The 24,944-nt window shown below is 59.5% G+C and carries 17 protein-coding genes; all 17 read right to left on the minus strand.

What is annotated here, in order from left to right; genetic code table 11:
• Positions 1–57: 57 nt before the first annotated feature.
• Positions 58–1,437 carry a UDP-N-acetylmuramate:L-alanyl-gamma-D-glutamyl-meso-diaminopimelate ligase gene (gene mpl, locus ABEB25_RS22595; protein ID WP_345738721.1) on the minus strand — a complete coding sequence of 460 codons (1,380 nt, stop codon included), beginning with the start codon at positions 1,435–1,437 and terminating at the stop codon, positions 58–60.
• Positions 1,438–1,569: 132 nt separating this feature from the next.
• The gene (locus tag ABEB25_RS22600; protein ID WP_345738722.1) at positions 1,570–5,118 is read right to left on the minus strand and encodes a GAF domain-containing protein; all 3,549 of its coding nucleotides are present in this window, start codon (positions 5,116–5,118) and stop codon (positions 1,570–1,572) included.
• A gap of 2 nt (positions 5,119–5,120) precedes the next feature.
• Complete coding sequence (locus ABEB25_RS22605) at positions 5,121–6,167, minus strand: GAF domain-containing protein (RefSeq protein ID WP_345738723.1); 1,047 nt, start codon at positions 6,165–6,167, stop codon at positions 5,121–5,123.
• Positions 6,164–6,607, minus strand: coding sequence for a response regulator (locus ABEB25_RS22610; protein WP_345738724.1), 444 nt, complete (start codon positions 6,605–6,607; stop codon positions 6,164–6,166). The genes ABEB25_RS22605 and ABEB25_RS22610 overlap by 4 nt, the downstream gene beginning before the upstream one ends.
• A gap of 24 nt (positions 6,608–6,631) precedes the next feature.
• On the minus strand, positions 6,632–8,554 hold the full coding sequence (locus ABEB25_RS22615; protein WP_345738725.1) for an ATP-binding protein: 1,923 nt from the start codon (positions 8,552–8,554) through the stop codon (positions 6,632–6,634).
• Positions 8,555–8,714: 160 nt separating this feature from the next.
• Positions 8,715–10,457 (minus strand): response regulator, encoded by a 1,743-nt coding sequence (locus ABEB25_RS22620; protein ID WP_345738726.1) that lies wholly within the window; start codon positions 10,455–10,457, stop codon positions 8,715–8,717.
• Between the two features lie 146 nt (positions 10,458–10,603).
• Positions 10,604–12,571 carry an alpha-1,4-glucan--maltose-1-phosphate maltosyltransferase gene (locus ABEB25_RS22625; RefSeq protein ID WP_345738727.1) on the minus strand — a complete coding sequence of 656 codons (1,968 nt, stop codon included), beginning with the start codon at positions 12,569–12,571 and terminating at the stop codon, positions 10,604–10,606.
• Between the two features lie 134 nt (positions 12,572–12,705).
• Complete coding sequence (gene murG, locus ABEB25_RS22630; protein WP_345738728.1) at positions 12,706–13,815, minus strand: undecaprenyldiphospho-muramoylpentapeptide beta-N-acetylglucosaminyltransferase; 1,110 nt, start codon at positions 13,813–13,815, stop codon at positions 12,706–12,708.
• 6 nt (positions 13,816–13,821) lie between these two features.
• Positions 13,822–14,997 carry an FtsW/RodA/SpoVE family cell cycle protein gene (locus tag ABEB25_RS22635; protein ID WP_345738729.1) on the minus strand — a complete coding sequence of 392 codons (1,176 nt, stop codon included), beginning with the start codon at positions 14,995–14,997 and terminating at the stop codon, positions 13,822–13,824.
• 70 nt (positions 14,998–15,067) lie between these two features.
• The gene (locus tag ABEB25_RS22640) at positions 15,068–16,177 is read right to left on the minus strand and encodes a LysM peptidoglycan-binding domain-containing protein (RefSeq protein ID WP_345738730.1); all 1,110 of its coding nucleotides are present in this window, start codon (positions 16,175–16,177) and stop codon (positions 15,068–15,070) included.
• Positions 16,178–16,203: 26 nt separating this feature from the next.
• The gene (gene murD, locus ABEB25_RS22645) at positions 16,204–17,535 is read right to left on the minus strand and encodes a UDP-N-acetylmuramoyl-L-alanine--D-glutamate ligase (RefSeq protein ID WP_345738731.1); all 1,332 of its coding nucleotides are present in this window, start codon (positions 17,533–17,535) and stop codon (positions 16,204–16,206) included.
• An 81-nt stretch (positions 17,536–17,616) separates the two neighbouring features.
• On the minus strand, positions 17,617–18,762 hold the full coding sequence (gene mraY / locus ABEB25_RS22650) for a phospho-N-acetylmuramoyl-pentapeptide-transferase (RefSeq protein WP_345738732.1): 1,146 nt from the start codon (positions 18,760–18,762) through the stop codon (positions 17,617–17,619).
• Entirely contained in the window at positions 18,759–20,129 is a 1,371-nt protein-coding gene (locus ABEB25_RS22655) for a UDP-N-acetylmuramoyl-tripeptide--D-alanyl-D-alanine ligase (RefSeq protein ID WP_345738733.1), read from the minus strand. Before ABEB25_RS22655 ends, mraY begins: the two co-directional genes overlap by 4 nt.
• 1 nt (position 20,130) lies before the next feature.
• Positions 20,131–21,678 carry a UDP-N-acetylmuramoyl-L-alanyl-D-glutamate--2,6-diaminopimelate ligase gene (locus tag ABEB25_RS22660; protein ID WP_345738734.1) on the minus strand — a complete coding sequence of 516 codons (1,548 nt, stop codon included), beginning with the start codon at positions 21,676–21,678 and terminating at the stop codon, positions 20,131–20,133.
• Complete coding sequence (locus ABEB25_RS22665; RefSeq protein ID WP_345738735.1) at positions 21,675–23,567, minus strand: peptidoglycan D,D-transpeptidase FtsI family protein; 1,893 nt, start codon at positions 23,565–23,567, stop codon at positions 21,675–21,677. The genes ABEB25_RS22660 and ABEB25_RS22665 overlap by 4 nt, the downstream gene beginning before the upstream one ends.
• Positions 23,564–23,920, minus strand: a complete 357-nt coding sequence (locus tag ABEB25_RS22670) for a hypothetical protein (protein WP_345738736.1) — start codon at positions 23,918–23,920, stop codon at positions 23,564–23,566. Before ABEB25_RS22670 ends, ABEB25_RS22665 begins: the two co-directional genes overlap by 4 nt.
• Positions 23,917–24,939, minus strand: a complete 1,023-nt coding sequence (rsmH, locus tag ABEB25_RS22675) for a 16S rRNA (cytosine(1402)-N(4))-methyltransferase RsmH (RefSeq protein ID WP_345738737.1) — start codon at positions 24,937–24,939, stop codon at positions 23,917–23,919. The genes ABEB25_RS22670 and rsmH overlap by 4 nt, the downstream gene beginning before the upstream one ends.
• Between the last annotated feature and the right edge of the window lie 5 nt (positions 24,940–24,944).

Genomic DNA, 24,944 nt, shown 5'->3' on the forward strand with positions numbered 1-24,944 from the left:
GAGCGGCTTGTCCATTGCAGCTCATCCCCAGCCTGTTGATCCATTCAGGAGTGGATCTCAGGCCAGCGCCTCCAGCAGCTTGCCATGGATGCCGTCGAAGCCGCCATTGCTGAAAATGACAATCACGTCTCCCGGCTTCGTTTCCGCTTTCAACCGGGCTACGATGGCATCCGTATCGGGTTCATGGAAACAGGCTCTTCCGGCGGCGCTGACGCTCTTCGCCACGATTTCAGGGTCCAGCCGTTCCGTAGCAGCCACCTTTTCAGGATTGGCCACGGCAGCGATGATGGAGCCATCGGCCTCCTTCAGCGCCTCGATGAGTTCATTCTGCAGCACATTGCGGCGGCTCGTGTTCGAGCGCGGTTCAAAGACAGCCCACAGGCGCTGGCCCGGGTACTTTTGACGCAGCCCGCGCAGAGTTTCCCGCAGAGCAGTCGGGTGATGACCAAAGTCATCCATCACCGTCACTCCCCCGGCTACACCGCGCACCTGCTGGCGGCGGCGGATGCCTTTGAAGGTCTCCAACCCAGCCCGGATTTCATCATCGGTTAGGCCAGCATGACGGGCGGCACACACACACATGGCGGCATTGCGCACATTGAATTCACCGATCATCGGCACGCTGAAGGGCACGCCGTTGATCTCAAAGGCCGTGCCCTCGGGACTCGCCTCCGTGATGTGGATGCGCTCGCTACAGCCCTCTCCCGTGCCCACCGTTTTCACCGGGGCATAGCTTTTCAGGGACAGGCAGTTTTTGTCATCGCCATTCAGCAGCACCAGGCCATTGCGCGGCACGCTATTGAGCAGCCGCTGGAACGTCAGCAAGATCGCTGCGAGGTCCGCAAAGATGTCCGCATGATCGAACTCGATGTTGTTTACAATCGCGCACTCCGGCAGGTAGTGGAGGAACTTCGAGCGCTTGTCGAAGTAGGCCGTGTCATACTCGTCCCCTTCGATGACAAACAGGTCACTGTGATTGAAGCGAGCACCGCTGGTGAAGTTCTCCGGCACGCCACCGATCATGAAACCTGGGTTCTTCCCTGCCTGCTCAAAGATCCAGGCCAGCATCGTCGTCGTCGTCGTCTTGCCATGAGTACCGCTGACCACAAAGCTACGCTTCCCCTGGATGACTTCCTGTTTCAGCAGCTCCGCCATGGAGATGTACGGCAGCTTCCGCTCCAGCAGCGTCTCCAGTTCCTCATTGCCACGAGAGATCGCATTGCCCACAATGTAAAGGTCTGCTGAAGGCGGCAGATTCTCCGCCAGATAGCCTTCCGTCAGCGTGATGCCCGCCTGCCGCAATACATCCGACATGGGGGGATAGACCTTTTCGTCCGAGCCCGAGATGGTATAACCGAGAGCGCGGAGAGCTGCGGCGGTGGACCCCATGGCGGTGCCACAGATGCCGATGAAATGGAGATGCTTGGAAGAGGACATGTCAAAAGCCGCACCCGGTCCGGGTACAGAAGTCTCCTCAAGTAGGGCAAGACGGACACCGGGCAAGAAGATTCCGGTAGATTTCCACCCTGGAGCCGACCGCCCTCGCCTGGGGGCGGCCGCATATCCTCCCTAGTTTTGTTCGTCCAGGCATCTTCGCAGCACCTTCAGCAGAGACTCAGCCGTGTATGGCTTGGAAACGAAATGCTTCACCCCCTGCCCGGCCGCCTTGTTCACCGCCTCATTGGTGGAAATGCCGCTGGCAGCGATGATCTTCACCGCCGGGTTCATGTTGCGCAGCACCTTGATGGTGGCCGGCCCATCCATCACCGGCATCATCATGTCCGTCAGCACGATGGCGATGGTAGCTCGATACTGGGCATACAGCGTCACCGCCTCCGCCCCGTCCGCCGCCAGCAGCGCCTTGTAGCCAAAGGCAATCAAAGTCTGCTGGGTGATCTCGCGGATGGTCAGCTCATCATCCACCACCAGCACCGTTTCGCCCTGGCCACGGGGGAACTCTTCCGTCCGCATCTCCATCTCATGCTGGCCGGTGCCTTCACGGGCTGGCAAGTAGAGCCTGAAACTGCTGCCAAGCCCCGGCTGGCTATCTACCCGGATGAAGCCCCCATGGCTTTTCACGATGGCCAGGGAGGTGGACAGGCCCAGACCCGTGCCCTTGCCCAGCTCCTTGGTGGTGAAAAAGGGGTCGAAGATCTGCTCAATGATCCCCTGGGGGATTCCCACCCCAGTATCCGCCACCTCAATCCTGAGATAGGGACCCGGCAACGCATCCAGATTCATGGCCGCGTAATTTTCATCCAGCCTCACATTCTTGGCCTTCACCAGGATGCGCCCGCCCTCCGGCAGGGCATCCCGCGCATTCACACAAAAATTCAGCAGCACCTGATGCAACTGGGTCGGGTCCCCCACCACCGCCCACAGGTCCTCACGGTATTCCGTGATGATCTGGATGTTTTTGGGGAAGGTGTCGCGGGCGATTTTTTCAATGTCGCGGATCAGCATGTGCGCGTGCACATCCATGCGCCGTCCCTCCATGCCTCGGGCAAAGGACAGCACCTGGTTCACCATCTCGGCCCCGCGCTGCGCGCTTTGCGATATCGTCGAAAGGATCTCCTGCCCACTGCGGTCCGTGACCGTCATCTTCAGCAGGTCTATCGCCATCATGATCGGGGCCAGGACGTTGTTCAGGTCGTGCGCAATGCCGCCCGCCAGCGTGCCGATGCTCTCCATGCGCTGGGCACGCAGGAACTGCTGCTCCAGCTTCTTCTTTTCCGTGATGTCCGTATTGATGCACAGCACGGACTTGGGTCGGCCTTCTGTATCCTTCACCATCGTCCAGCGGCATTCGATCACCAGCTTCTTGCCATCCTTGGCCACCTGGTCCAGTTCCCCCACCCATTCCCCCTCCTCGAAGAGCTGTTTGATTGCCCCGATAAAGGCATTCGTCTCATGGTAAAAAACTTCCGTGACCCGCTTGCCCAGCACCTCCTCCGCACTCCACCCATACAGGGCTTCGGCGCTCTTGTTCCAGTAGGTGATCCGATGGTCCAGGTCTCGCACCAGAATGGCGTCCTGCGCCTTGTCCAGCAGCGAGGCCTGTTCCCGGATGCGGGCATCCGCCTCCTGCCGTTCCAGCTCATCCGCCACCCGCGCGGCAAAGATCTTCAGCGTTGAAAGCACCAGCGATGCCTGATCCAGCGGCCTCCGGTAAAAGACGGCCATGATGCCGCTCACCTGCCGCTTCGTGTCCATCAGCGGGATGCCCGCATAGGCTTCGATGCCGTGATCCGCCAGCCAGACATCGTCTGGAAACTCCGCCCGCACATTCTTTTCCAAAATGCAGTTATACCCCAGGCTCACCCCCTCGCAGGGCGTGCCATGCAAGGGATAGGAGATGTTCGGCTCGAACTGCCCGTTCAAGAACACCGCGCGTGTTTCGATCCGCTGCCGGTCGCCGGGCTGCAGGCGCCCCACAAAGCCACCATCCGCATCCAGGGCCTCCACCATGTGGCGGGTGAGGGACTGAAAAAATCCCTCGCCATGCCCGGCCGAAACCGCCTGGGAAACCTTCAGCACCACGTCTTGCATCCGCTGCTTTTCCTGTCGGCTGCGCAGATGGCGGATGCCAAAGGCAAGATCCTCCGCCATCTCCTGCAGCAGCTTGATCTCATCCGCCCCCACCTGCTGGACGTCCGAGGCATACAGCGCCAGGAGGCCAAAGGTTCGCTTTTCATCATGCAAGGGCAGGCAGACGATACCCCTGTAGCCACGGCCGAGAGCTTCCTCCTTCCAGAAAAACCCCGAAGACTCCGTGGCCAGGTCCTCGCAGACCACCGTCTGGCCAGTGCGGATGCAGCGTGCCGCCGGCCCCTGGCCTGAAGGCGCGGTCTCAGACCAACTCAGCCGGATCACATCCAGATAGCCCGCTTCATGCCCTGCATGCGCCATGGGCCGGATGCTTTTCTCCTCATCATGCTGGGCATAGCCCACCCAGGCCAGCCTGTAACCGCCGATTTCCACCGCCAAGCGCGCCACCTCAGCCAGCAGATGCGGCTCATCCGTGGCCCGTACGACGGCTTCATTGCACGCAGACATCATTTGCAGCGCTCGGTTCGTGCGGGCCAACATCAGGTCTGCCAACTTACGCTCCGTGATATCCTGAATGGTCACCACCCAATAGACCGGATCTCCATCTGGGCCTTGGACAATCACCAAATCCACCTGTGCCTCAAAGCTGGCTCCGTCGGTCTTCAGCATGGGCACTTCAAACTTCGCCTGCCCTTCCTCCTGAGCCTGGGTGATCGCTGCCTTCACCCTTTCATGCTGAGACGGCGCGTAAAGATCCATCAGACAAAGCCTCGTGACTTCGGAGGCTTCGCAACCGCGCAGAAGCGCCAGCGCGCGGTTGCACGCAAAGATGCTGAGATCTCCCGGCATGCCGATGAGAATTCCCTGCGCGCAATTTTCAAACGCATCTGCCCACCGCCGCAGCTCAAGCCCCAGCCGCTGCTCATCCTCCAGCACACTCAGCAACGCATTGCGCGATTTCTCCCCCAGTTCCAGCAGTCGACCCGTCTCCTGTTCACTGCGGAGGAGCTGGGCATTCTGTTCCCGCAATTGATCGGCGATGCGTTCCTTTTCAGCCACCTCCAGGGCAAGTTGTCGCGCCTGCATCCGCAGTTCCAGCCTCGCCACCACATTCCGGCTCAAGGTCTGCAAGGCATCCAACTGGGCATCCGTCAGCTTGCGCGGCACACGGTCAATCACACACAGCGTCCCCAGCGGCTGATTGCCCCGGGCCACCAGTGGGGAGCCCGCGTAAAAGCGGATGTCCGGACTGCCCGTCACCAGCGGATTGTCCGCAAACCGGGGATCCTCAGAGGCATCCCGAACTTCCATCACCTGGTCCTTGTGCAAGATCGCATGGGCACAGAAGGCAATGTCGCGGGAGGTCTCATTCCCCGGCATGCCGATCTGGGACTTGAACCACTGACGGCCTTCATCAACCAGCGAAATCACGGCCATCGGCGTGCCGCAAATATGCGCGGCAAGCTGGGTCAGTCCGTCAAAGGCCTCCTCCGGAGGCGTGTCCAGAATCTCATACTCGCGCAAAACGGCGAGGCGCTGATCTTCATCTTCAGGAATGTGGGCTTTCATGGTCAGACCTGACTGAGATAACGGACCGGTTCACCCAGGCGCAGGAGCAGTTCATTTACCTCAGCTTTCAGTTGCTGCACGCGGTCTTCGCGATTCAGCATCGCATTTTGCCAGCGCAGCAGTTCCTCCAATTGCTCCCGAAGACGCACTTCCGACCGGCATCTTTCGATGGCCACCCCCACCAGTTTCGCAGCAGACTCCACCCAGCTCAGTTCATCCTCGGACGGCGCACGCGGCGTGCGGTGGTAGATCGCCATGCTGCCCACCACCTCCCGCCCCGAAGAAAAAACCGGCACGGACCAGCAGGCCAGCAATCCATGTTTCAGGGCCACCTCACGCATAGACTCCCAGATCGGATGCGTGGCCACATCCTCGACGATCACCGTCTCCTTCAGGGCCGCAGCCCGACCGCAGGAGCCCACCTCCGCACCGATCTTCAGCGGCGTAATGGCCCGTGTGTACTCCTCCGGCAGGCTCGGCGCAGATCCCGGCAGCAGCAGGGTTCCCGTCTCATCCGCCAGCAGCACAGAGCAAAGAGCCTCACCCTGGCTGAGTTTTTCAATGCGCCGGGCAATGAGATCGAGAATGGGCGTCAGCGCAGATCCGTTCAAGATCATCTCCAGCACTTCCGAGTGGCTGACGGCGATTGCCTCCAACAGCCGGCTGTAACGCCCCGCCGAGGCTGCCTCCAGTTCGCTTTCCACCGCCGGCCCCAGGCGGGTCATATTCTGCTTCAGGATGTAATCCTGCGCCCCATGTTTCAGCGAGGCCACCGCCACATCCTCCCCAACCGTGCCAGAGACGATGATGACGGGAATCTCCACCTTCTGTTGCCGAACGATTTCCAGGGCTGCCAGTGCATCGAATCCCGGCATCACATAGTCACACAGGATGATGTCCCAGTGTTCTTCCGTCAGGGCCTCCGTCAGTCCCGTCGCCGTCATCACCTGCCGCGTCACACAGTCATAGCCATGGCGCGCCAGGCACTGCAGGATCAGCAGCGCATCATCGTCTGAGTCTTCTACCAGTAGCAGTCGCAGGGGTTTCATGGCTTGACAGGGGGGCATTCATTCAGAAGCAGCCAGTAGAGTCCCAGTTGGCGCGTCGCCTCCACGAACTGGGCAAAGTCCACCGGCTTGCGCACATAGCTGTTGCAGCCCAGCGCGTAGCTCTCCATGAGATCACTGTCTTCTCTGGAGGAGGTCAGCACCACCACAGGCAGCGTGCGCGTGCGGTCATCCGCGCGGATGTGTTTCAAAACTTCCAGCCCGTCCACACGCGGCAGTTTCAGATCCAGCAAAATCAGAGTCGGCAATACACGCCTCTGCATAAAGGAATTGGCCCCGTCCCCAAAGAGGTAGTCCAGCGCCTCCACCCCGTCACGCGCCACCACCACCTCATTCAGAATGTTGTTTTTCTGTAAGGCCATGAGCGTCAGCTCTTCGTCGTCTGGATTGTCCTCGACCAATAGGATGACTTTTGAATTCATGAGGCAGCTTAGGTGGCAGGATGATTATACAACAAAAAAGAAAGTCGAACCCACATTCAGTTCAGAATCGGCCCAGACCCGCCCGCCATGGCGGCGGACCACCCGCTGCACCGTCGCCAGGCCGATGCCGGTGCCAGGAAATTCCACCATCGAATGCAGCCGCTGAAAGGCCCCGAACAGCTTCGTCGCATAGCGCATGTCAAATCCCACTCCGTTGTCCCGAACGTGGCAGATCTTTTCCCCCGCAGGTCCAGGCGACTGGCCCACCTCAATGCGCGCCTTCGGATTTTTCGATGTGAACTTCCAGGCATTCTCCAGCAGATTTTCCAGCAGCACATGCATCAGCGCCGAATCTGCCGTCACCACGATTTCCGGCTGCACCACCCACTCCACCAGGCGTTCTGGCTCACGCTGCTTCAACTGCGCCAGGATGGATTCCGCCTGCAGGCTGAGGTTCACCTGTTCCAGATGCATCTCCGCCCGGGTCAGGCGGGAAAGCTTTAGCAGATCGTCGATGAGGTACCCCATCCGGTCAGCCGCCCGGCGTACCCTCAGCAGGTAGCTCTGCGCCGTCTCGTCCAGCACCGCCTTGGAATGCTCCTCCAGCGCTTGGGCAAAACCTGATATGCCCCGCAAGGGTGCCCGCAGATCATGCGAGACCGAGTAACTAAAGGCCTCCAGTTCCTGGTTGGTCGCATCCAGTTGAGTGGCACGCTCCAGCAGCGTCTCATTCAGTTGGCGGATCTCCACCTGCACCCGCTTCTGCTCTGTCACATCCCGGGCCGTCGCATAAATGAGGCCCGTCTCAGCCAGGTAGTGAGACTTCCACCACAACCAACGGTAGGAACCATCTTTGCTCAGATACCGATTTTCAAAATGCAAGGAAGGCTCCCCCGAATGGATCTTCTCCACCTCCTTCAAGGTGCGTTCCTTATCCTCAGGATGGACATACTCCATGAAGCCATTTTGCATCAGTTCCTCGACCGGATGCCCCAAGATGTCACTGAAGGCCTGATTGATTCTTTTGAAGCGGCCATCCTTGCCTGAAATGCACAGCAGATCCACGGACAGGCTGAAAAAGCGTTCCAATTCATCCTCCATCCTGCGCCGCGCCTTGTCAGCGCGATGCAGCGAACGCGCGCTCCACCAGATAAGCCCCCAGACGATCAAAATCGCCATGACAGTGTAAAGCGTCGTGCCCATTTCCGCCTCGAAAAGACCATGCCGCTCGCCCGCCAGCCGCAGCCAGCCCAGCAACACCAGCGCCGGCAGCAGAATGGGCAGCATGAGCCGCACCAGTGCCCCGCCGGGGCTTTCGCTCAAGATCAGCCGCACCCATCCCCGGTCACGCCGCGCCATCAGCAGACCGATGGCCAACAGATGAAACACCACCGCCGTCGGCAACGCCATGGGAACGAAAGACACCACACCATAGAGCCAAGACGCCTGATAAAGGTAGCCTAGCAACGCCAGCATCGAAATGAAGCCGATCAGTAGGGCAAATACCTCCGTCAGCCGTAGGCCGCGCCGTGAAGTACGGTTCATCAGCAGCAGACCACAGCCCAGAAAAACAAAATTCAGCGCCGCATTGGGCGACATCCGGTTGGGCTGTCCAGCCAGATCCGTCGCCAGCTTGTCTGCAAACAGCCATTGATCGATCCCCACTTCCCACTCGAACACATACCCCATCAGTCGCCAAAAGCCGATCAGCAGAATCACCAAAGCCAGGGCTTTAGGCCAAAATCTTGGCTGCGGCGCGGCCTCCGTGCCATGCAGCCAGAGAGAGCCTCCGCCCAGCACGAAGGCAAGGGCCGTTACCGGATTCATCGAAATAGTTCCAGGCAAAATGCGCCTGATCGTATCCAGATCCCAGATCCAGCCCACCAGCGTCAGGACCCCGGCCAGGATCGCCACCCAACTCACCATGGGTGCGACCTTGCTAGGCAACGAATGAAATGATCCTCTTAACCCACTGGCCATGGGTAACAGCAGCAGGGTATTTGATGGAGGTCAAGTCCATACAAGTCGTCGACCGACGTATTTCCCAAAGATTAAATCTAGGAATAAAGTGTAATTCAAAATTCCCGTAACGACTCCAGTTTCCGTCTCAGCTCAGACCATGATGGCCGTGAGAGGCCAGCGCACGATTGGCCACAGCCAGCAAATCATTCATCCCAAAAGGTTTTGGCAGGTAATTCGTGCCGATCTCCAGCTCTGCAAACTGATGCACAGCACGATGGCCGCTGGTGTAAATCACCGGCACCGAACCATCCTGCTCCTGAATCGCATGGCCCAAGGCTACCCCATTGGCACCGCCCGGCATGTTGATGTCCGTAATCAGAAGCTTGATGCTGCTGCGATACTGGCACCATTGCTGCCAGGCTTCATCCGCACTTTTGGCGACTAGCACACGATGTTTTTCAGTGGCCAGCACCTGGCTCATGATCATGCAGATCGTATCATCATCATCCACCACCAGCACGGTGGAAGGCTGCACCGCCGGCAGTGGCTCCGCCGGGGCCAGCACAGGGACCACCAACTCTGGCACAGCCAGTGTTTCCTTCTGGCTCTGGGCCAAGGGAAAGATCATTTGATAACTGCGGATCATTCCTGGCAGCAGGGTCACATTCAGGGCACCGCCAGCCGCCTGCAACGTGCGCTGGATCCAGGCCAGGCGATTGTCTGCGGCACGTTGCACCGTCGAGGGCAGTTCCACCACCACACGACGAGGGTCGGGCCCTGCCACCGTTTCATCGGCCGGGTTCGGATCCTCAATGGTCAGCATCACATATTCGCCATGTTTGGCATCTGGGAAGAGACGGGCATACTTGCTTCCCGTCTGGTGCTGTACCTTGCTGGTCGAGAGCTGCAAAACACCGCCATTTGGCATCAGGTTCCGGGCATGCAATGCCACATTGATAATGAGCTGGCTCACCTCCGCCGGAGAGGCCCAGACAGGGGGCAGCACCGCAGCATGGTTGACTTCCAAGGCAATGTGCTCGCCCAAGGTCTTGCTGAGCAACATCACTTCATCATCCACCGCAAGGGCCAGATCAAGGGCCACAGGGGCACTTTCTTCTTCCGGAGTAAAAGAGACGAGTTTCTTCGAGAGGGCCGATGCATTGCGCGCCGTCTCCATCACCTGCGTCAGCAAGTCCACCACCGCAGGCAGATCTCCCGCCTGCTGCATGGCCATGTCCATCTGGCTCTGGATAACGGTGAGCACGTTGTTAAACTCGTGGGAAATGCCCGCTGCCAGACTGCCCACCACCTCCAGGTGCATGGAACTCCCACCTTCGATCCCGACATCGGGCACAGGAGCCGTATTCGGAGCCGCCTCCGGCCTTGCCTTAGCGGCCTCCATTTCAGCCACCTTTTGCCCAGACTGCCAGACGGCCAGCATGAGCTTCATCGTCTGGTAAACCTGCGCCAGTGAGGCTGGCATCTGCAAAAAGGTCAGCCGAGGGCTGTGCGTGATCAAGTCCAGCAGCGGCTTTGACAGGGACGCTCCATCCGCAAGCAGCACAATGATGCCAATCGTCGGCTCGGCATAATAGAGGGCATTGAGGATCTGCTCTGCCTTGGACTCCGTACCGGGCTGCAAATCCACGATCACAGTCGCGATGGGGCGGTCTCCGAGGCGGCTGCGCACCACCGTATCCACCACTTGATAATCCAGTGCCTGAAACACCAGCCGCTGCTGTGGACGAAAAAGACCTCCGCTTTCAGCCACCCCTTCACTCTGGGTCACATGCTGAAGAGGCTGTAGCAACCGAAGTGTTGCCTCAGAAGCTGTGGCAATCAGCACCTGATATTTGGCAGCGCTTGGATTCGGCTGGGATATTTGCATATCAAAAGAATAATTTCGTTATTATTTGATACAAATAGAATTTTCATAACACTACACAATACATCCCTGAGATTCTTCAGGATGCTAGCCGAGCTCCTTACGCGTCATTTTAGCCGACACCCCCTCATCCTTTCACCTAACCGCCTTTATGAAATCGGCTCCACCTTAAAAATGTGCAAGCTGGTGCCATCGGGATTTAGCGAAACGAAGTTGTCCCCTCCACGCCATTCATAGACGCCGCCATACATCAGGTCGCGCACCCGGTAGGGCTGATCGTGGTTGAGGCCCAGGCCAGCCAAATTCAGGCGTACCATGGACGACACCGGGGAATGGCCGTTCAAGCTCACCACACAGAGGATGCGATTGCTGAAGTCTGGCGTTGCCTTGCTGTAGCAGATCACCTGATCATGATCCGCCCCGTGAAAGACGAGGTTGTCGTACAGATGCATGGCTGGGTTATCCCGGCGGATCGCATTCAGACGGGCAATGAAGCCTTTGATGTTGCCTGGAGCATTGTAATCACGCTGGCGGAGCTGGAACTTTTCTGAATCCAGATACTCCTCTTTGCCGGGCAGGGCTTCGTTTTCGCAGAGCTCATAGCCCGCGTACATCCCCCACGTACTGGAAAGCGTGGCCGCCAGGGCAGCGCGCAGACGGAACATGCTGGCAGGTGCATTTTGCAGGTAGAAGGGGTGAATGTCCGGTGTATTGGGCCAGAAATTCCCTCGGTAGTACCAGCGCATCTCCCCCTGCATCAGCTCCTGGGCGTACTCGGTAAGGCCCGCCTTGTCCTCGCGCCAAGTGAAATAGGTGTAGCTTTGCGTGAAGCCGATCTTGCCCAGCACCTGCATCATCCTCGGTTTAGTAAAGGCCTCCGCCAGGAAGATCACGCTCGGGTCTTTACGATGAACGGTGCTGATCAGTTCTTCCCAAAATGACACGGGCTTGGTGTGCGGATTGTCCACACGGAAGATTTTCACCCCTTTGTCCACCCAGAAAAGCACCACGTCGATGAGCTCACGCCACAGGTTCTTCCAGTCCGCGCAATGGAAATTGATCGGGTAAATGTCCTGGTACTTTTTCGGCGGATTCTCCGCATAGCGGATGCTGCCATCGGGCCGCTGGTAGAACCAATCTGGGTGATCTTTCACGTACGGATGATCGGGGGAGCAGTTGATGGCAAAATCCAGTGCGATCTCCAGGCCACGTTTGTTAGCCTCGCCAACCAGCCAGACAAAGTCCTCCACCGTGCCAAGCTGGGGCTCCACATCGCGGTGCCCTCCGGCTGGCCCGCCAATGGCCCAGGGGCTGCCCACATCGCCCTCATAGGCGATGAGGGTGTTATTTTTCCCCTTCCTGGCCGTGATGCCAATGGGGTGGATGGGCGGGAAGTAAAGAGTATCAAAACCCATCGCCTTAGCATCCTCTAGGCGCGGCAGGCAGTCACGGAACTTGCTGTGCTTGTCCGCCCGGCCCTCAGCCCCACGCGGGAAAAACTCGTACCAGGCGGAAAAGCGTGCCCGCTCCCGCTCCACGATGACACGCAGCGGCTCGGAGACCGTCGAAAGCTCCCGGTCCGGGTAGCAGTCCACCAGGGCCTGCAAGTCTTCAGAAAGCAGCACCTCCATGACTTCCTGCGGCGGCAGTTGAGTCAGCAGCTCCGCCACCTCATCCATCTGCGCGCCGACATTGGCAGCACCACCTGCCCGTGCACGCAGAGCGGCCTCGCGCAGCAACCGCGCACCTTCCAGCGCCTCCACCGGCACATCCGGATCCCCGGCCTGCACGCGGATGGCGAAGGTCTTTTTCCAGCCCCGGAAAGTGTCCGACCAAGCCTCCACCACATACTCCCAGCGGCCCATGGATTCAAACTGGCACCGGCCCTGCCAGCGATCATTCGCCAGGGCTTGCATGGGGGCCTCGGCCCAGCGGCGCGATCCGGCGAGGCGCCATTTCACCACCGCAGACATCACCACATGCCCGTCAGTAAAAATATCGCACCAGAGGTCCAGCGGTTCGCCAACGATGCGTTTGATCGCATGGCGGCCCCCTTCGATGCAGGGATAAAAGTTCTCGATGACAACGGTGGGAGCGTGGGCGGCGGGAGCAGGCATGAATGGATGCAACATGGCCAGGAAGCCTCTTGATGCAAATGTGGCCTGCACGTCCCCCGCAGGTCTCTCGCGGGGCTCTGCCGCCATCTTAAAAGAACCGCCTGCTGGCGCAGGCAGCTACAGCCGATCCAACTTCACGAGCCTTTGACGATGAGATCCGCGATCTTTTCCGCCGAATTGCGCACGGCGATCTTATTCGCCGCGCGTTTCATTTCGTCGGATTTCTTCGGGTTCATCAGGATGTCGCGCACGGCATCGGCCAGGACATCTGCATTGATTTCTTTTTCCGTCAGCAGGCGGGCAGCCCCTTCCTTGGCAAAGACTTCGGCATTGCGGGTTTGGTGGTCATCCGCTGCAAAGGGATAGGGCACCAGCAGGCTGGGCACGCCAAAGTAGGCTAGCTCAGACATGGAGGAGGCCCCGCTGCGGGCGATGGCCAGATCCGCCACCCGGTAGGCCATGTCCATGCGATGGCAAAAAGCGGCCACATGCTGGGGCAGTGTAGGATGCTTGGCATACACATCCCGCACCTCTTCATAATCCGTCGGTCCGGCGATGTGCAGGACTTGGATGCCCATGCGCTCAAACTGTTCCAGCGTCATGCCCACCACACGGTTCACGCCACGGGCTCCCTGGCTGCCGCCCATGATGAGCAGGGTCTTCTTGGTCTTGTCCAGCTTGAAGAACTCGTAGGGATCATCCTTCGAAGTCGTGCGCATGGAACTGCGCACGGGCGTGCCCACCACGCGGACGTCGCCATGCTTCGGGAAGAACTCTTGGCAGGCATCCAACCCGCATAATACCGTGTCGGCATAGCGGGCGTTCAGCTTGTTGGCCTTGCCGGGGATGGCGTTGCTTTCATGGATCAGCGTGCGGCACTCTTCTTTTTTCCCCGCATACAGGGGGGCAAAGGAGGTGAAGCCACCCATGCCCAGCACCACGCTGACATCTTTTTCCCGGATGATTTTCCGGCACTGGCTCATGCCTTTCCACAGCCCGGTGAGGAAGCCGATCATCTTCGGTGACCAGGGCTTGGGCATGGCCAAAAACGGCATCTTTTCAAAGCGCAGGTCCTTGTGACCGGAGGCGGCGATGGAATCAATCTTCTTTTCGCTGATGAGGAGGGTCACCTCATGGCCGCGAGCCGAGAGCACTTCACCGACGGCAATGCCGGGAAACAGGTGGCCGCCCGTGCCTCCACAGGCGATCAGCACGTGGATGGACTTCTTGGATTTGGATTTCACAGAGATTCAAAGCTGGGGTGTCCAGCGGCGTTTTCTGCGGATCACAGGAAGCTGATCCCAGGTCAAATGGACGCCCTGGCGGTGGATGTTGATGAGGACCCCGACGGCCATCATGGCAGCCAGGAGGCTCGACCCTCCATACGAGACGAAGGGGAGCGGCAATCCCTTATTGGGCAGCAAAGCAGTGGTTACGCCCATGTTCAAGAGCGCTTCGAGGGCGAGGAGAAAAGTCAGCCCGAAACCCAGCAGCTTGCCAAAGCGGTTCGGCGCATACGATGCGATGCACATGCCCGCAAAGGTGAGAAGGATGAAGGCCAGAACGGCCCCGCCCACGCCCCAGAAGCCCAGTTCCTCCCCCACCATGGGAAAGATGAAGTCCGTGTGCGCCTCGGGCAGATAAGAAAGCTTCATGCGCCCCTCTCCCAGGCCACGCCCCTCCAGGCCGCCGGAGCCAAAGGCCAGCTTGGAAATCCACTGCTGCAGGCCGAGGGTTTCCTTGTGCTTCTCCAGGTCAAAAATGATCATCACGCGCTCAAAGCGGTTCGGGGCCAGCTTGATCCCCGTCCACAGGGCTGCCAATGCCGTGCCGCCGATGACGGCCAGATAACGGAAACGAGTGCCTGCCACAAACATGATGCCAGCGCCGACAGCGGCGGAAACGGAGGCATTTCCCAGATCCACCTCCCCCCCGATAAGCCCGACGACGCCACCCAGAATCAGTCCCGGGAGGATGAGGCCGTGCTTCAGCGTGCGCTCCAAATTTTCGTGGGAGGCAAACCACCCCGCCATGGCGACAATGAGCACCAGCTTGGCAAATTCCGAAGGCTGCACGCGCATGCTGCCATAGCCGATCCAGCGCGCAGCGCCGTTCACACGCGCGGCAATGACTGGCTTGTAACCGAGGATCTGGGCCAGATGCCATTCATAACAGAGCAGCAGGCTGAAGGCGGCCCCGCCCAGCAGCCACCAACGCCAGCGAAACAACAGGTTATAATCCACCATGGCCATGACCACACAGCCGCCCATCGCCACGCCCAGCCAGATGCCCTGACGCCACAAGGTGACATATTCTTCGCCCCCGCCTTCCTTGGTGAAAAAGCTTGTGCTGGCCAGCATGGTGATGCCCAGGCCAGTCAGCAGCGCGACGGCCAGCAGAAGAAGGAGGATGGATCGTTTGGCCATGGGAGAAGAACCAAGTTCGAAGTGCAGACGATGACAAAGATGGCTGCCGCTGCGCAGCCCCGGGCAAGCTCTACTTGCGTGGGATCACCAACTTCATGCCGATCTTCAGCGCTTCAGGGCGGGAGATCTTGTTGGCATCCTGGAGGGCCTTCACGGAAATGCCGTGCTTGCTCGCAATTCGGTAAAGAGTCTCACCCGACTGAACGGTGTGGCTACCGGCCACAGCCTTGGCAGGCTCCTTTTTGGCGGGGGCGGGAGGTGGTGCATCCACGATCTTTTTCACCGGGGCCTTTTCCACCACAGGGGCGGGCTTGGGCTCGGGCTGGCGAGGCACAGGGATGGCCTTGGGCACTTCCTTCTCCACCTCTTTTTCCACCACTGGCCGAGGGGCCGGGGCGGGAGGGGCAGGCGGAGCTTCTTCGACTTTAGGGGCCGATGTCTGAGGCAGTTCCACGATGACAGGCATGCCGGAGGCTTCCTTCGTCACGGCAGGCGGCGGAGTGTCTTGCACCTGCATGCCAGGGGCCGCGCTGGGTGCCACGGTGGGGGCTGGCGTCAGTTCGTTTTCGATGGTGGGGCTGAAGCTGAATCCGCTTTCGCCCGGCAGGGTCAGATTGATCGGCACCTCCGCAGCAGCGATGGAGGCCGCAGGGACCGCCGGCTGAGGAATTTCGCCGTTGGCACCGGCCACGCTGATGCCGACGGCTTTCACGATCGGGCGCTTCGGATACAGGATGACATCGTTGATCTTGATCTGGCGGCCCTGGTCCAGCTTGTTCAGCTTGATCAGCACCTCTTCGGACACTTCCAGGTTTTTAGCCACGCTGGGGATGGAGTCGCCGGACTTCCACTCGTAAGTGGAATATTCCTCGAGAGATTTGTCAGGAGCGATGTCCACATCCAGCCGGGTTTCGGGCAGGACATTGGCGGCGGCAGGCTGGTTATAATTCTGCACCAGCGTCGTTGCCGGAGCTTCCTCACCGTTCATGAAATCGTAAATGATGATGCCGCCAATGACGACGACATGGATCAGCAGCATGACCACGAACATGCGCGCCATGTTGGAGTTCGGCTCATGCTGGTTGAAGGCACCTTCATCGGTGACCATGGCCACACGGTGTTTGTATCTCTCACCTTCCAGGAGGTTGAGCAGGAGCTTGTCTTTCTTCTTTTTGCTCATGATGTTCGGGATGTTGAGGTGATGATTCAGCTAAGGGATTGCACGGCCGTACGGAAGGCTTCGCCGCGCTGGGCGTAGCCGGTGTACATGTCAAAGGAGGAGGTTCCAGGACTGAGGATGATGCTGTCCCCTGCCCTGGAAAGATCGGTGGCCAATTGCACGGCCTCGGCCATGTCTGCGGCGGTCTGGCATGGCACAAGGTCCTCAAAGGTGGCCTTTAGCGAGCGGGCGATTTCGCCGATGCACACCATGGCGCGGACCTGCCCTTTCAAGGAGTCGCGGAGGGGGGTGTAATCAAGCTGCTTGTCCTTGCCGCCCACAATCAAAACGATGGGACTTTCCATCGCACCGATGCAGGCCTCCAGGGCGTGCAGGTTGGTGGCTTTGGAGTCATTGATGTACTCGCGCCCATGAAGTTCGCGAACGAGTTCACAGCGGTGGGCGGGAGCTTCGTAGCCCGCCAACGCGCCCTGCATTTCGTCCAGGCTCAGGCCATGCACCCGGCAGGCCATCATGGCGGCCATCACGTTTTCCATGTTGTGACGTCCACGCAGGGTGGAGTTCACCTCAAAGGTGATGTTTTCAGGCCCTGCATGGATGCGACCGGCCTCGTAGGTCCAGTCGGCCTCTGCCCCATAGGCAGAAAAGGTCAGACGCTGGGCAGCGCCCGTATCCACCGTTTCACCGGCGCGGACGATGGCGACATCGCTGGCAGTGACGTTTTCAAAAATGCGTGCCTTGGCCGCGTAGTAGGACGCCATGTCCGGGTAACGGTCGAGGTGATCCGCAGCGAAGTTAAGCCACAGGCTCGCTTTGGCCCGATAGTTCTGGATCGTCTCCAGCTGGAAACTGCTGATCTCCAGTGACAGCACATCGTAAGAAACGCCGCTAGCGACGACTTCACTCAACGACATGCCGTGATTCCCACAAGGGACGGATTTTTTCCCGCAGGCATTGAAGAGATGCGCGATGAGTTCCGTGCAGGTGCTCTTGCCATTGGTCCCCGTGATGCCGACCAAAGGCAGGTCCGTGAGATTAAAAGCGAACTCCATTTCCCCAGTGAGGGGAATGCCTGCATCGGTGAATTTCTTTGGCAACGGCCAGCCTGCGTCAAACCCAGGGCTGGTGATGACGAGGTCAAAGTCGCCTGGTTTCACCACCAGATCCCGTGCGGCCTGACCACTGAGGGTGCGAAAGCCTTCGGCATGCTGCTTTTCCAGGGCCGCCTTGATCTTTGCAGGCTCGCCCTCATCCACCACCGTCACTTCCGCCCCATGCAGGCGTGCGAGACGCGCAGCCCCAAGGCCGCTGCGTCCTGCGCCCAGGATGGCAAAGTGTTTTCCGGTGAAATCTGACATGGAAACGATGGTGATTTTTGAAACTCTAAGCGAATACCCATAATTCGGCTTCGATTATTAGCATCCATTAATATTTTAGAATTAGCGAAGTTTCAAGGTCGCTAAACCAAGAAGTGCAAAAAATAATGACAAGGCCCAGAATCTCACAATGACCTGATTCTCATGCCAGCCGCCCAATTCAAAATGGTGGTGAATGGGAGACATGCGGAAGACACGCTTGCCGCGGGTTTTAAAGCTGATCACCTGGATGATGACGCTCATGGCCTCCATGACGAACACACCGCCCACCAGCGCCAGGACGATCTCCTGCTTGCAGCCGATGGCCAGGGTGGCGATGCAGCCGCCGAGCGCTAGGGATCCTGTATCCCCCATGAACATGCGGGCCGGGTGGGCATTGAACCATAGGAAACCGACACAGGCCCCGGCCAAGGCCATGGCCACGATGGGCAGCTCATTGGCCAAAGTGTGATGGGCGACGCCCAGATAGCTAGAGTAGTTAGCATTTCCACAAACATACCCAAAGCCTGCATAGGCCAGCGCGGTGGTGAGCGAGCAGCCGGTGGCGAGGCCGTCGAGGCCGTCCGTCAGGTTCACGGCATTCGATGCCCCCACAATGATCAGGGTGAATAGGGCGACGGAAAAAATGCCCATGTCCGTGATAACGGCGTCTTTGAAGAAAGGCACATACAGCGCCCGGAGGGTGATGCCCTCATCTGCGGGAACTGCATAGGCCATCAGGGCCCCAGCAATGACGGCCACGCCCCCCTGCCAGACCAGCTTGGTCCTGGCGGAGACCCCTTTGGAATTTTTTTTGCTGATCTTCAGATAGTCATCGTAAAAGCCCAGCGCACCCAGACCGATGGTGGCGAAAAGAATGGTCCAGACCATGACATTGTCCCACTTGGCCCAGAGCAGGGTGGAAATCACGATGCAGCCCAGGATGAGGATGCCCCCCATGGTGGGAGTGCCGGCCTTTTTGCCGTGGAGTTCATAGAGCTTATGAACTTCATCGGCGGTGCGGATGGGCTGGCCAATCTTCAAGGAAATGAGTTTCCGGATCAGCCGCTCTCCGAAGAGCAGGGACAGCACAAAAGCCGTGATGAAAGCACCACCTGCCCGGAAGGTGTGATAACGAAAGATGTTGAGCAGCTTGTACAGCGCGGAGTCGTCGCTGATCCAGTCAGCGGCTTCGAGCCAGTTGCGGAGTTCGTAGAGCCAGTAAATCATGCCGTCTGAAAGTGAGAGAGGATTTTCTCCATGCCCGCCGAGCGGCTGCCTTTCAAGAGGACTGCGTCTCCTGGTTGCAACATTTTCTTCAAATGCGCAGCACAGGCTTCGTGGGTGGGGAAATTGAGCGTTTCGGCCAAGCCCGCTGACTTGGCTGCTGAGGAGATCTGGGCGGCTTCATCACCGACGGTGAACAGGGCCGTGAGATCCAGGCTGGCGGCAAACTGCCCCACGCCCTGATGCTCCGCTACGGCATGGGGCCCCAGTTCGCCCATGCGACCAAGCACGGCGATCTTTTGGCCTGCGGAAGTCAGGGTGGCCAGGGTGCCCAGCCCGGCCTTCATGGAGTCCGGGTTGGCATTGTAGGAGTCATCAATGAACAGGATGCCCTGCACGAGCTTGGTCTCCATGCGGCCACCGGTGAGCTTGGCGCTGCTGAAGGCGGCGGCGATGTCCGCCGGGGCGATGCCATGAGCCCACCCCATACAAGCGGCCAGGGCGGCATTGCCGACCATGTGATCTCCCAGGATGGGCAAAAAGGTCTCCACCACCTCACCAGCAAAATCCAGTTTGAAGTGGGTGCCTTCGCCGCTGGGGCGCAGGTCCAAAGCCCGCACATCCCCTGCTCCGGTGCCTGCTGTGTAAACAGTGGCCTGGCAATGGCGTGAAATCAGCGGTGTGTAGGGATCGTTTGCATTCAGGACCACGACGCCCTCGGCATGGACATTAGCGGGCACGGTGGCCTTTTCCCAGCCGATGGCATCTCGGCTGCCCATGTACTCAATGTGCGCCAGGCCCACATTCGTCACGATGGCGGCATCGGGTAGGGCGATGTCGGCCAGCACCTTCAGCTCGCCGGGATGGTTCATGCCCATCTCCACCACACCGCATTCATCGCCTTCTTCCAGGCTCAGCAGGGTCAGCGGCACGCCGATGTGGTTGTTCAGATTGGCAAAGGTCGCGCGAGTCTGCACCTGCAGCCCCATGATGAGGGCGGTCAAATCCTTGGTAGAAGTCTTCCCATTGCTTCCAGTCAGCCCGATGATCATCGGCTGATGCCAGGCCCGGTAACCACGGGCCATGTCTTGCAAGCCCCGGAGGGTGTCCTTCACTTCGATCACCGCACAGCCGGTGGCGGGCCAAGTGCTGTCGAGGCGGCTGACCACCACGGCGGCAGCGCCCGAGGCCATGACCTGGGGAATGAAGTCGTGCGCATCAAAGCGATCGCCCACCAAAGCCACAAAGACCTCCCCTGCCCCCACTCTGCGAGAGTCGGTGGTCACTTTTGTCACCAGTCGCGAGCCCTCCCCCTGACGGATCACTCCATCAGCGAAGTCTGCCAGCATCTGAATGGCAATGGGCTTCATCTTAGCGGTCGTAAGGACGGCGGTTCATCTTTTCCTGCTCACGCAGCATCTGACGTTCGGCACGCTCCACATCGCGGTTGCCGGCGATCTGGACCATGAGCTGACGGACGACGCGGCGGTCATCGAAAGGATGCTTCTTGCCCTGGATTTCCTGATAGTCTTCGTGGCCTTTGCCAGCGATCAGGACGATGTCCCCACCGCGTGCGTTTTCGAGCGCGATCTGGATGGCCTCACGACGATCCACAACGGTCAGGTGGTTCTTGGGCCGGGCGAAGCCCTTGACGGCATCGGCGATGATGACCTGCGGATCGTCATTGCGCGGGTTGTCGCTCGTCAGCACACAGATGTCGCTGCCGGCTTCTGCGGCAGCGGCCATGAGCGGGCGCTTGGAGCGGTCGCGGCCACCGCCACAGCCAAAGACCGTGATGATGCGGCGCGGGCGCAAAGAACGCACGGTGCGCAGGGCATTTTCGATGGCATCCGGCGTGTGGGCATAGTCCACAAAGACCTGGAACTTGATCGTCGCTTCCGTCACGCGCTCCAGACGGCCAGGCACCTGCGGGGCGTTTTTCAGATGGCTCACGGTCTCCCGCAGATTCAGGCCCATGGCACTGGCGGCGGCGAGTGCGCCTAACGAATTGTACACATTGAAGTCACCGATCAAAGGCGTGCGCACCAGGAAGGTGCGACCCTTGGCCTCCAGCTCAAAGCTAGTGCCCGTGAGATCGAAGCGCACGTTGGTGGCACGGTAGTCAAAACCGACGCCATAACCAAACTTGATGATCCGGCCCGTGTTTTCATAACGGGTGATCAGCTTGCGGCCCCAGGCGTCATCCGCATTGATGATCATGGCCCCTTTGGGCTGTGCGGCGATGGTTTCAAACAGACGCGCCTTGGCCACAAAGTACTCTTCCATGGTGCCATGGTAGTCCAGGTGGTCCTGGGTAAGGTTGGTGAAGATACCGGCGGCGATGGGCAGGCCGTACGTGCGCTGCTGATCCAGGGCGTGGGAGCTGGCCTCCATGGAGACGGCGCGGCAGCCGTTGTTCAGCATTTGGGAAAGCAGGCTCTGGATCTCCAGTGACTCTGGCGTGGTGTGGGTGGAGGGGAGTTGTTCGCCACCCAGATCGTAGAGAATGGTGCTCAGCAGACCACAGCGCTTTTGCCCTGCATTCAGAAGGTGATGGGTGAGGAAGGCGGTGGTGGTCTTGCCATTGGTGCCAGTGACGGCGGCGATGGCCAGCTTTTGCGCCGGGAAACCGTGCAGGAAAGCCGCAGCCTGGGCAAGGGCCACGCGGCTGAACTTCACATGCACCCACGGCACTTTGACGTCATCAGGGGGGGCCTGCTCGGAAATGATCACCGCTGCGCCGGCTGTGATGGCCTTGGGGATGAAGTCATGACCATCCACCGAATTTCCCCGGAGGGCGACAAAGGCGATGCCAGGACCCGCCGTGCGGGAATCATAGCTCAACCCGGTGATTTCAGTATCGAGGCTGCCGGAGACGACCGGGTTGTCCAGATGGGGAATCAGATCGCGCAAGATCATTCGGCACCTCCTTCGAGAGCGAGGGGACGTTGAGGGCGGATGGAGAGTTGTTTGAGAGTTTCGGCCACGATTTCAGCAAAGATAGGAGCGGCAACCTTTCCACCACCGATGTCGGCGGGGTCGGGTGCCTGAGGATTGTCCAGCACGACCACGCACACGATTTTTGGGTCGTTCGCTGGTGCGAACCCCGCAAAGGAAGTGATCCACTGGTCTTTTCGATAGCCTCCCTTTCGCAGACTTCCATCTTTATTCTTTCCAACAATCAACTCGTGGTCATAGCGCTGCGACGTCCCGGTTTTCCCGGCGACCTCGATGCCCTCGATCTGGGCGCGGCTGCCCGTGCCGTGGTCCACCACGCCTTTGAGCAGATCCCTCATCAGAGCGGCCGTTTTGCCTGTGCAAACCTGGCCCACGGCCTGCGGCGGCATCTGGGTGACCTGACGACCGCCGTCCGCAACAATGCGGTCCACCAGACGGGGCTTCATGAGAATGCCGCCGTTGGCGATCGCCCCGTAGGCCATGGCCATCTGCAGAGGGGTGACATTGACCTCGTAGCCCATAGGAAAGCGGGAGTAGGTGGTGTTCGACCAACGACCGTCATTGATGTAGCCACGGCTTTCTCCTGAAAGGGAGATCCCGGTCTTTTGGCCAAAGCCGAAGCGCTTGACGTAATCGAGGTAGGTATCCTGACCCACACGCTTGAAAACCTTGTAGGTGGCGATGTTGCTGGACTTCGCAAAGGCTTCGCGAGCGGGGACCGTGCCCATTTTGGAAACGTCCCGCAGGGTCGCCTTCAGCACCGGGTCCGTATAGAGGCCCCAATGACAGTCAAAAGACTCATCGGGACCCATTTTGCGCTGGTCCAGGGCAGCCGTGAAGGCCACGACTTTGAAGGTGGAACCAGGTTCGTAAGGTTCGTTGATGGTCAGGTTTTTCCAGTTGGTGCTGTCGGGCTCCAGGCGGTCGTGGCCGGGCAGAAAGCTCATGGCCAGGATGGAACCGGTGGTGACCTCGGTAACGATGGCCATCATCTTGTTAGGCCGATAAGTCGCCTGAGCCTGAGCAACGATGGCATCCACGGCATCCTGCATCTGCAGATCAATGGTCAGGTGCACGTCCTTGCCATGCACGGGCTCCTTGATTTCGCCCCGGTAGAGCAGCAGTTCGCGGCCATACTTGTCATGCTCCACACAGACGGAGCCGGGCACGCCACGCAGGGTGTCTTCAAAGGTTTTTTCAATGCCCTGGACGCCCCCTTTGCCCTCCTCGACTCCACCGATGATCAGGGCCAGACGGTTGTCGGTCGGGTAATGGCGGCGCACGGCGGGCTTCACATAGATGCCTTTGACAAAAAGGTTCTCCAGGTGCTGGCGCCAGTCTTTCGCCTGCTCGTCATTCATGTTCTGGGTCAGCACCTCGATGGGGCGGCTGGACGTCACCTTCTCCAGCATGGTCTCCGCTGGCACGCCCATCTTGGCCCCGAGGCTTTCCGCCACGTGGACATGGTAGGCTTTCAGGATTTGTTCAGATGTGAGGGTGCGGGTCAGCTCCTTCTGGCTCACGCCACGGATGCGCGCTAGATTCGGCAGTACGGAGCGAACATCGTGCAGATGCACGCGGTCGGTGCGCAGCTCATAGACTTCCTCATCATAGGCCAAATAACGGTCCGAATGATCCTTGATGGAGCCGCGCTGGGCGGGCAGCGTGCGGTCTTCGCGAAACTTTTTCGCGGCTTCTTCGGCCAGCATGGGGCCTTTTTTCAAATGCAGATCATAGAGCCGCCACATCACGCCGGAAAAGCACAGGGTGAGGAAGCAGGTGACGAACATCATCCGATGACAGAGCGGACGGTCGCGGCGCAGTTGCGCCTGATTGGGGGTGGGCATCATGGCAGTTCGGCCTCAGCAGATTGGACCACCGCCTTGGCAGTGGGGATGGGTTTCAAATGGATGATCGCTCGGGCATCCGGGCTCAGCTTTTGCAGCCAGGTGCCTTTGGACTGAAGGATGGGCTGCACGCGCGCCCCATCCAGCAGCAAGTCCACCTTGCGGCCCAGGCTGACGATCTCAAAATTCAGCAGCTTCATCTCCTGCTCCACCTGCCGCTGCTGCTCTGCCAGTGCCGTGATGCGGTTCTTGTTCACCACCACGCTCAGCGCCGCCAGCAGCACCGCTCCGCACAGGATCAGTACCGCCGTCAGTACCGGCAGGCCGATGGCATTGCGATAACGGTTGTTTTTCATTGAGGCAGGCGCTCCACACCGCGCAGACGGGCACTGCGGGCGCGTGGATTGAGGCTGAGTTCGTTTTCCGTGGCTTCCAAAGGTTTGCGGGAGAGAAGGCGATACACGCAGTCCGGATTTGGCCGTGGAGCGGGCCATTCGGGACGATCCAGCCAAACTTGGCTCTGATGCTGGAAGGTGTGTTTCACCACCCGATCCTCCAACGAGTGAAAGCTGATGACGGCCAGCCGTCCACCGGGCTTCAGCCATTTCGGAGCTGCCGCCAGGAAGTCTTCCAGAGCGGCCAGTTCCTGGTTCGTTTCGATCCGCAGGGCCTGGAAGGTCAGCGTAGCCGGATGGCGCTTGCTGAATTTCGGGCACACTTTGGAGATCAGCTCCGCTAGTTGCAGCGTGGTCTTGATCGGTGCCTTGACTCTCTCGGCCAGGATCGCTTTCACGATCTTCCGAGCCTGCGGCTCTTCACCATATTTCCACAGGATCTGCTCCAGCGCGCCCTGGTCATAGGTGTTTACGATGTCCGCAGCCGTCATCGGGCCGCTGGTGTCCATGCGCATGTCCAGAGGACCGTCCTTATTAAAGGAGAAACCACGCTCAGCAGCGTCCAGGTGGCGACTGCTCACGCCGATGTCGATCAGCATGCCATCCAGCCCGGTCACCCCAGCTTCCCCCAGCACCGTGGGGAAATCGCGAAAGTTCCCCTTCAGTGCGCAAAAACGATCCGCATAGCCCTTCAGCCGCTCGCCAGCGTGGCGCAGTGCTTCATCATCCTGGTCCATGGCCACCACGCGGGCACCTTTTTGCAGGAGAGCCTCCGTGTGCCCGCCACCGCCAAGGGTGCCATCAAAAATGAGTTTTCCTGGGGCGGGTTGCAGCATTTCGAGCACCTCAGCCATGAGCACAGGCAAGTGATAAAACGGCAGATCCCGGGCACCGCCAGGCTCGGGTGCAGCCCCCCCGCTGGAACCCGCTTCCCCCTCTGTGGCACGCGTCGTCAGCGTGCCTCGTCCCCAAGGCATCATGTCAT

The sequence above is a fragment of the Prosthecobacter algae genome (assembly GCF_039542385.1).
Taxonomy (GTDB): domain Bacteria; phylum Verrucomicrobiota; class Verrucomicrobiia; order Verrucomicrobiales; family Verrucomicrobiaceae; genus Prosthecobacter; species Prosthecobacter algae.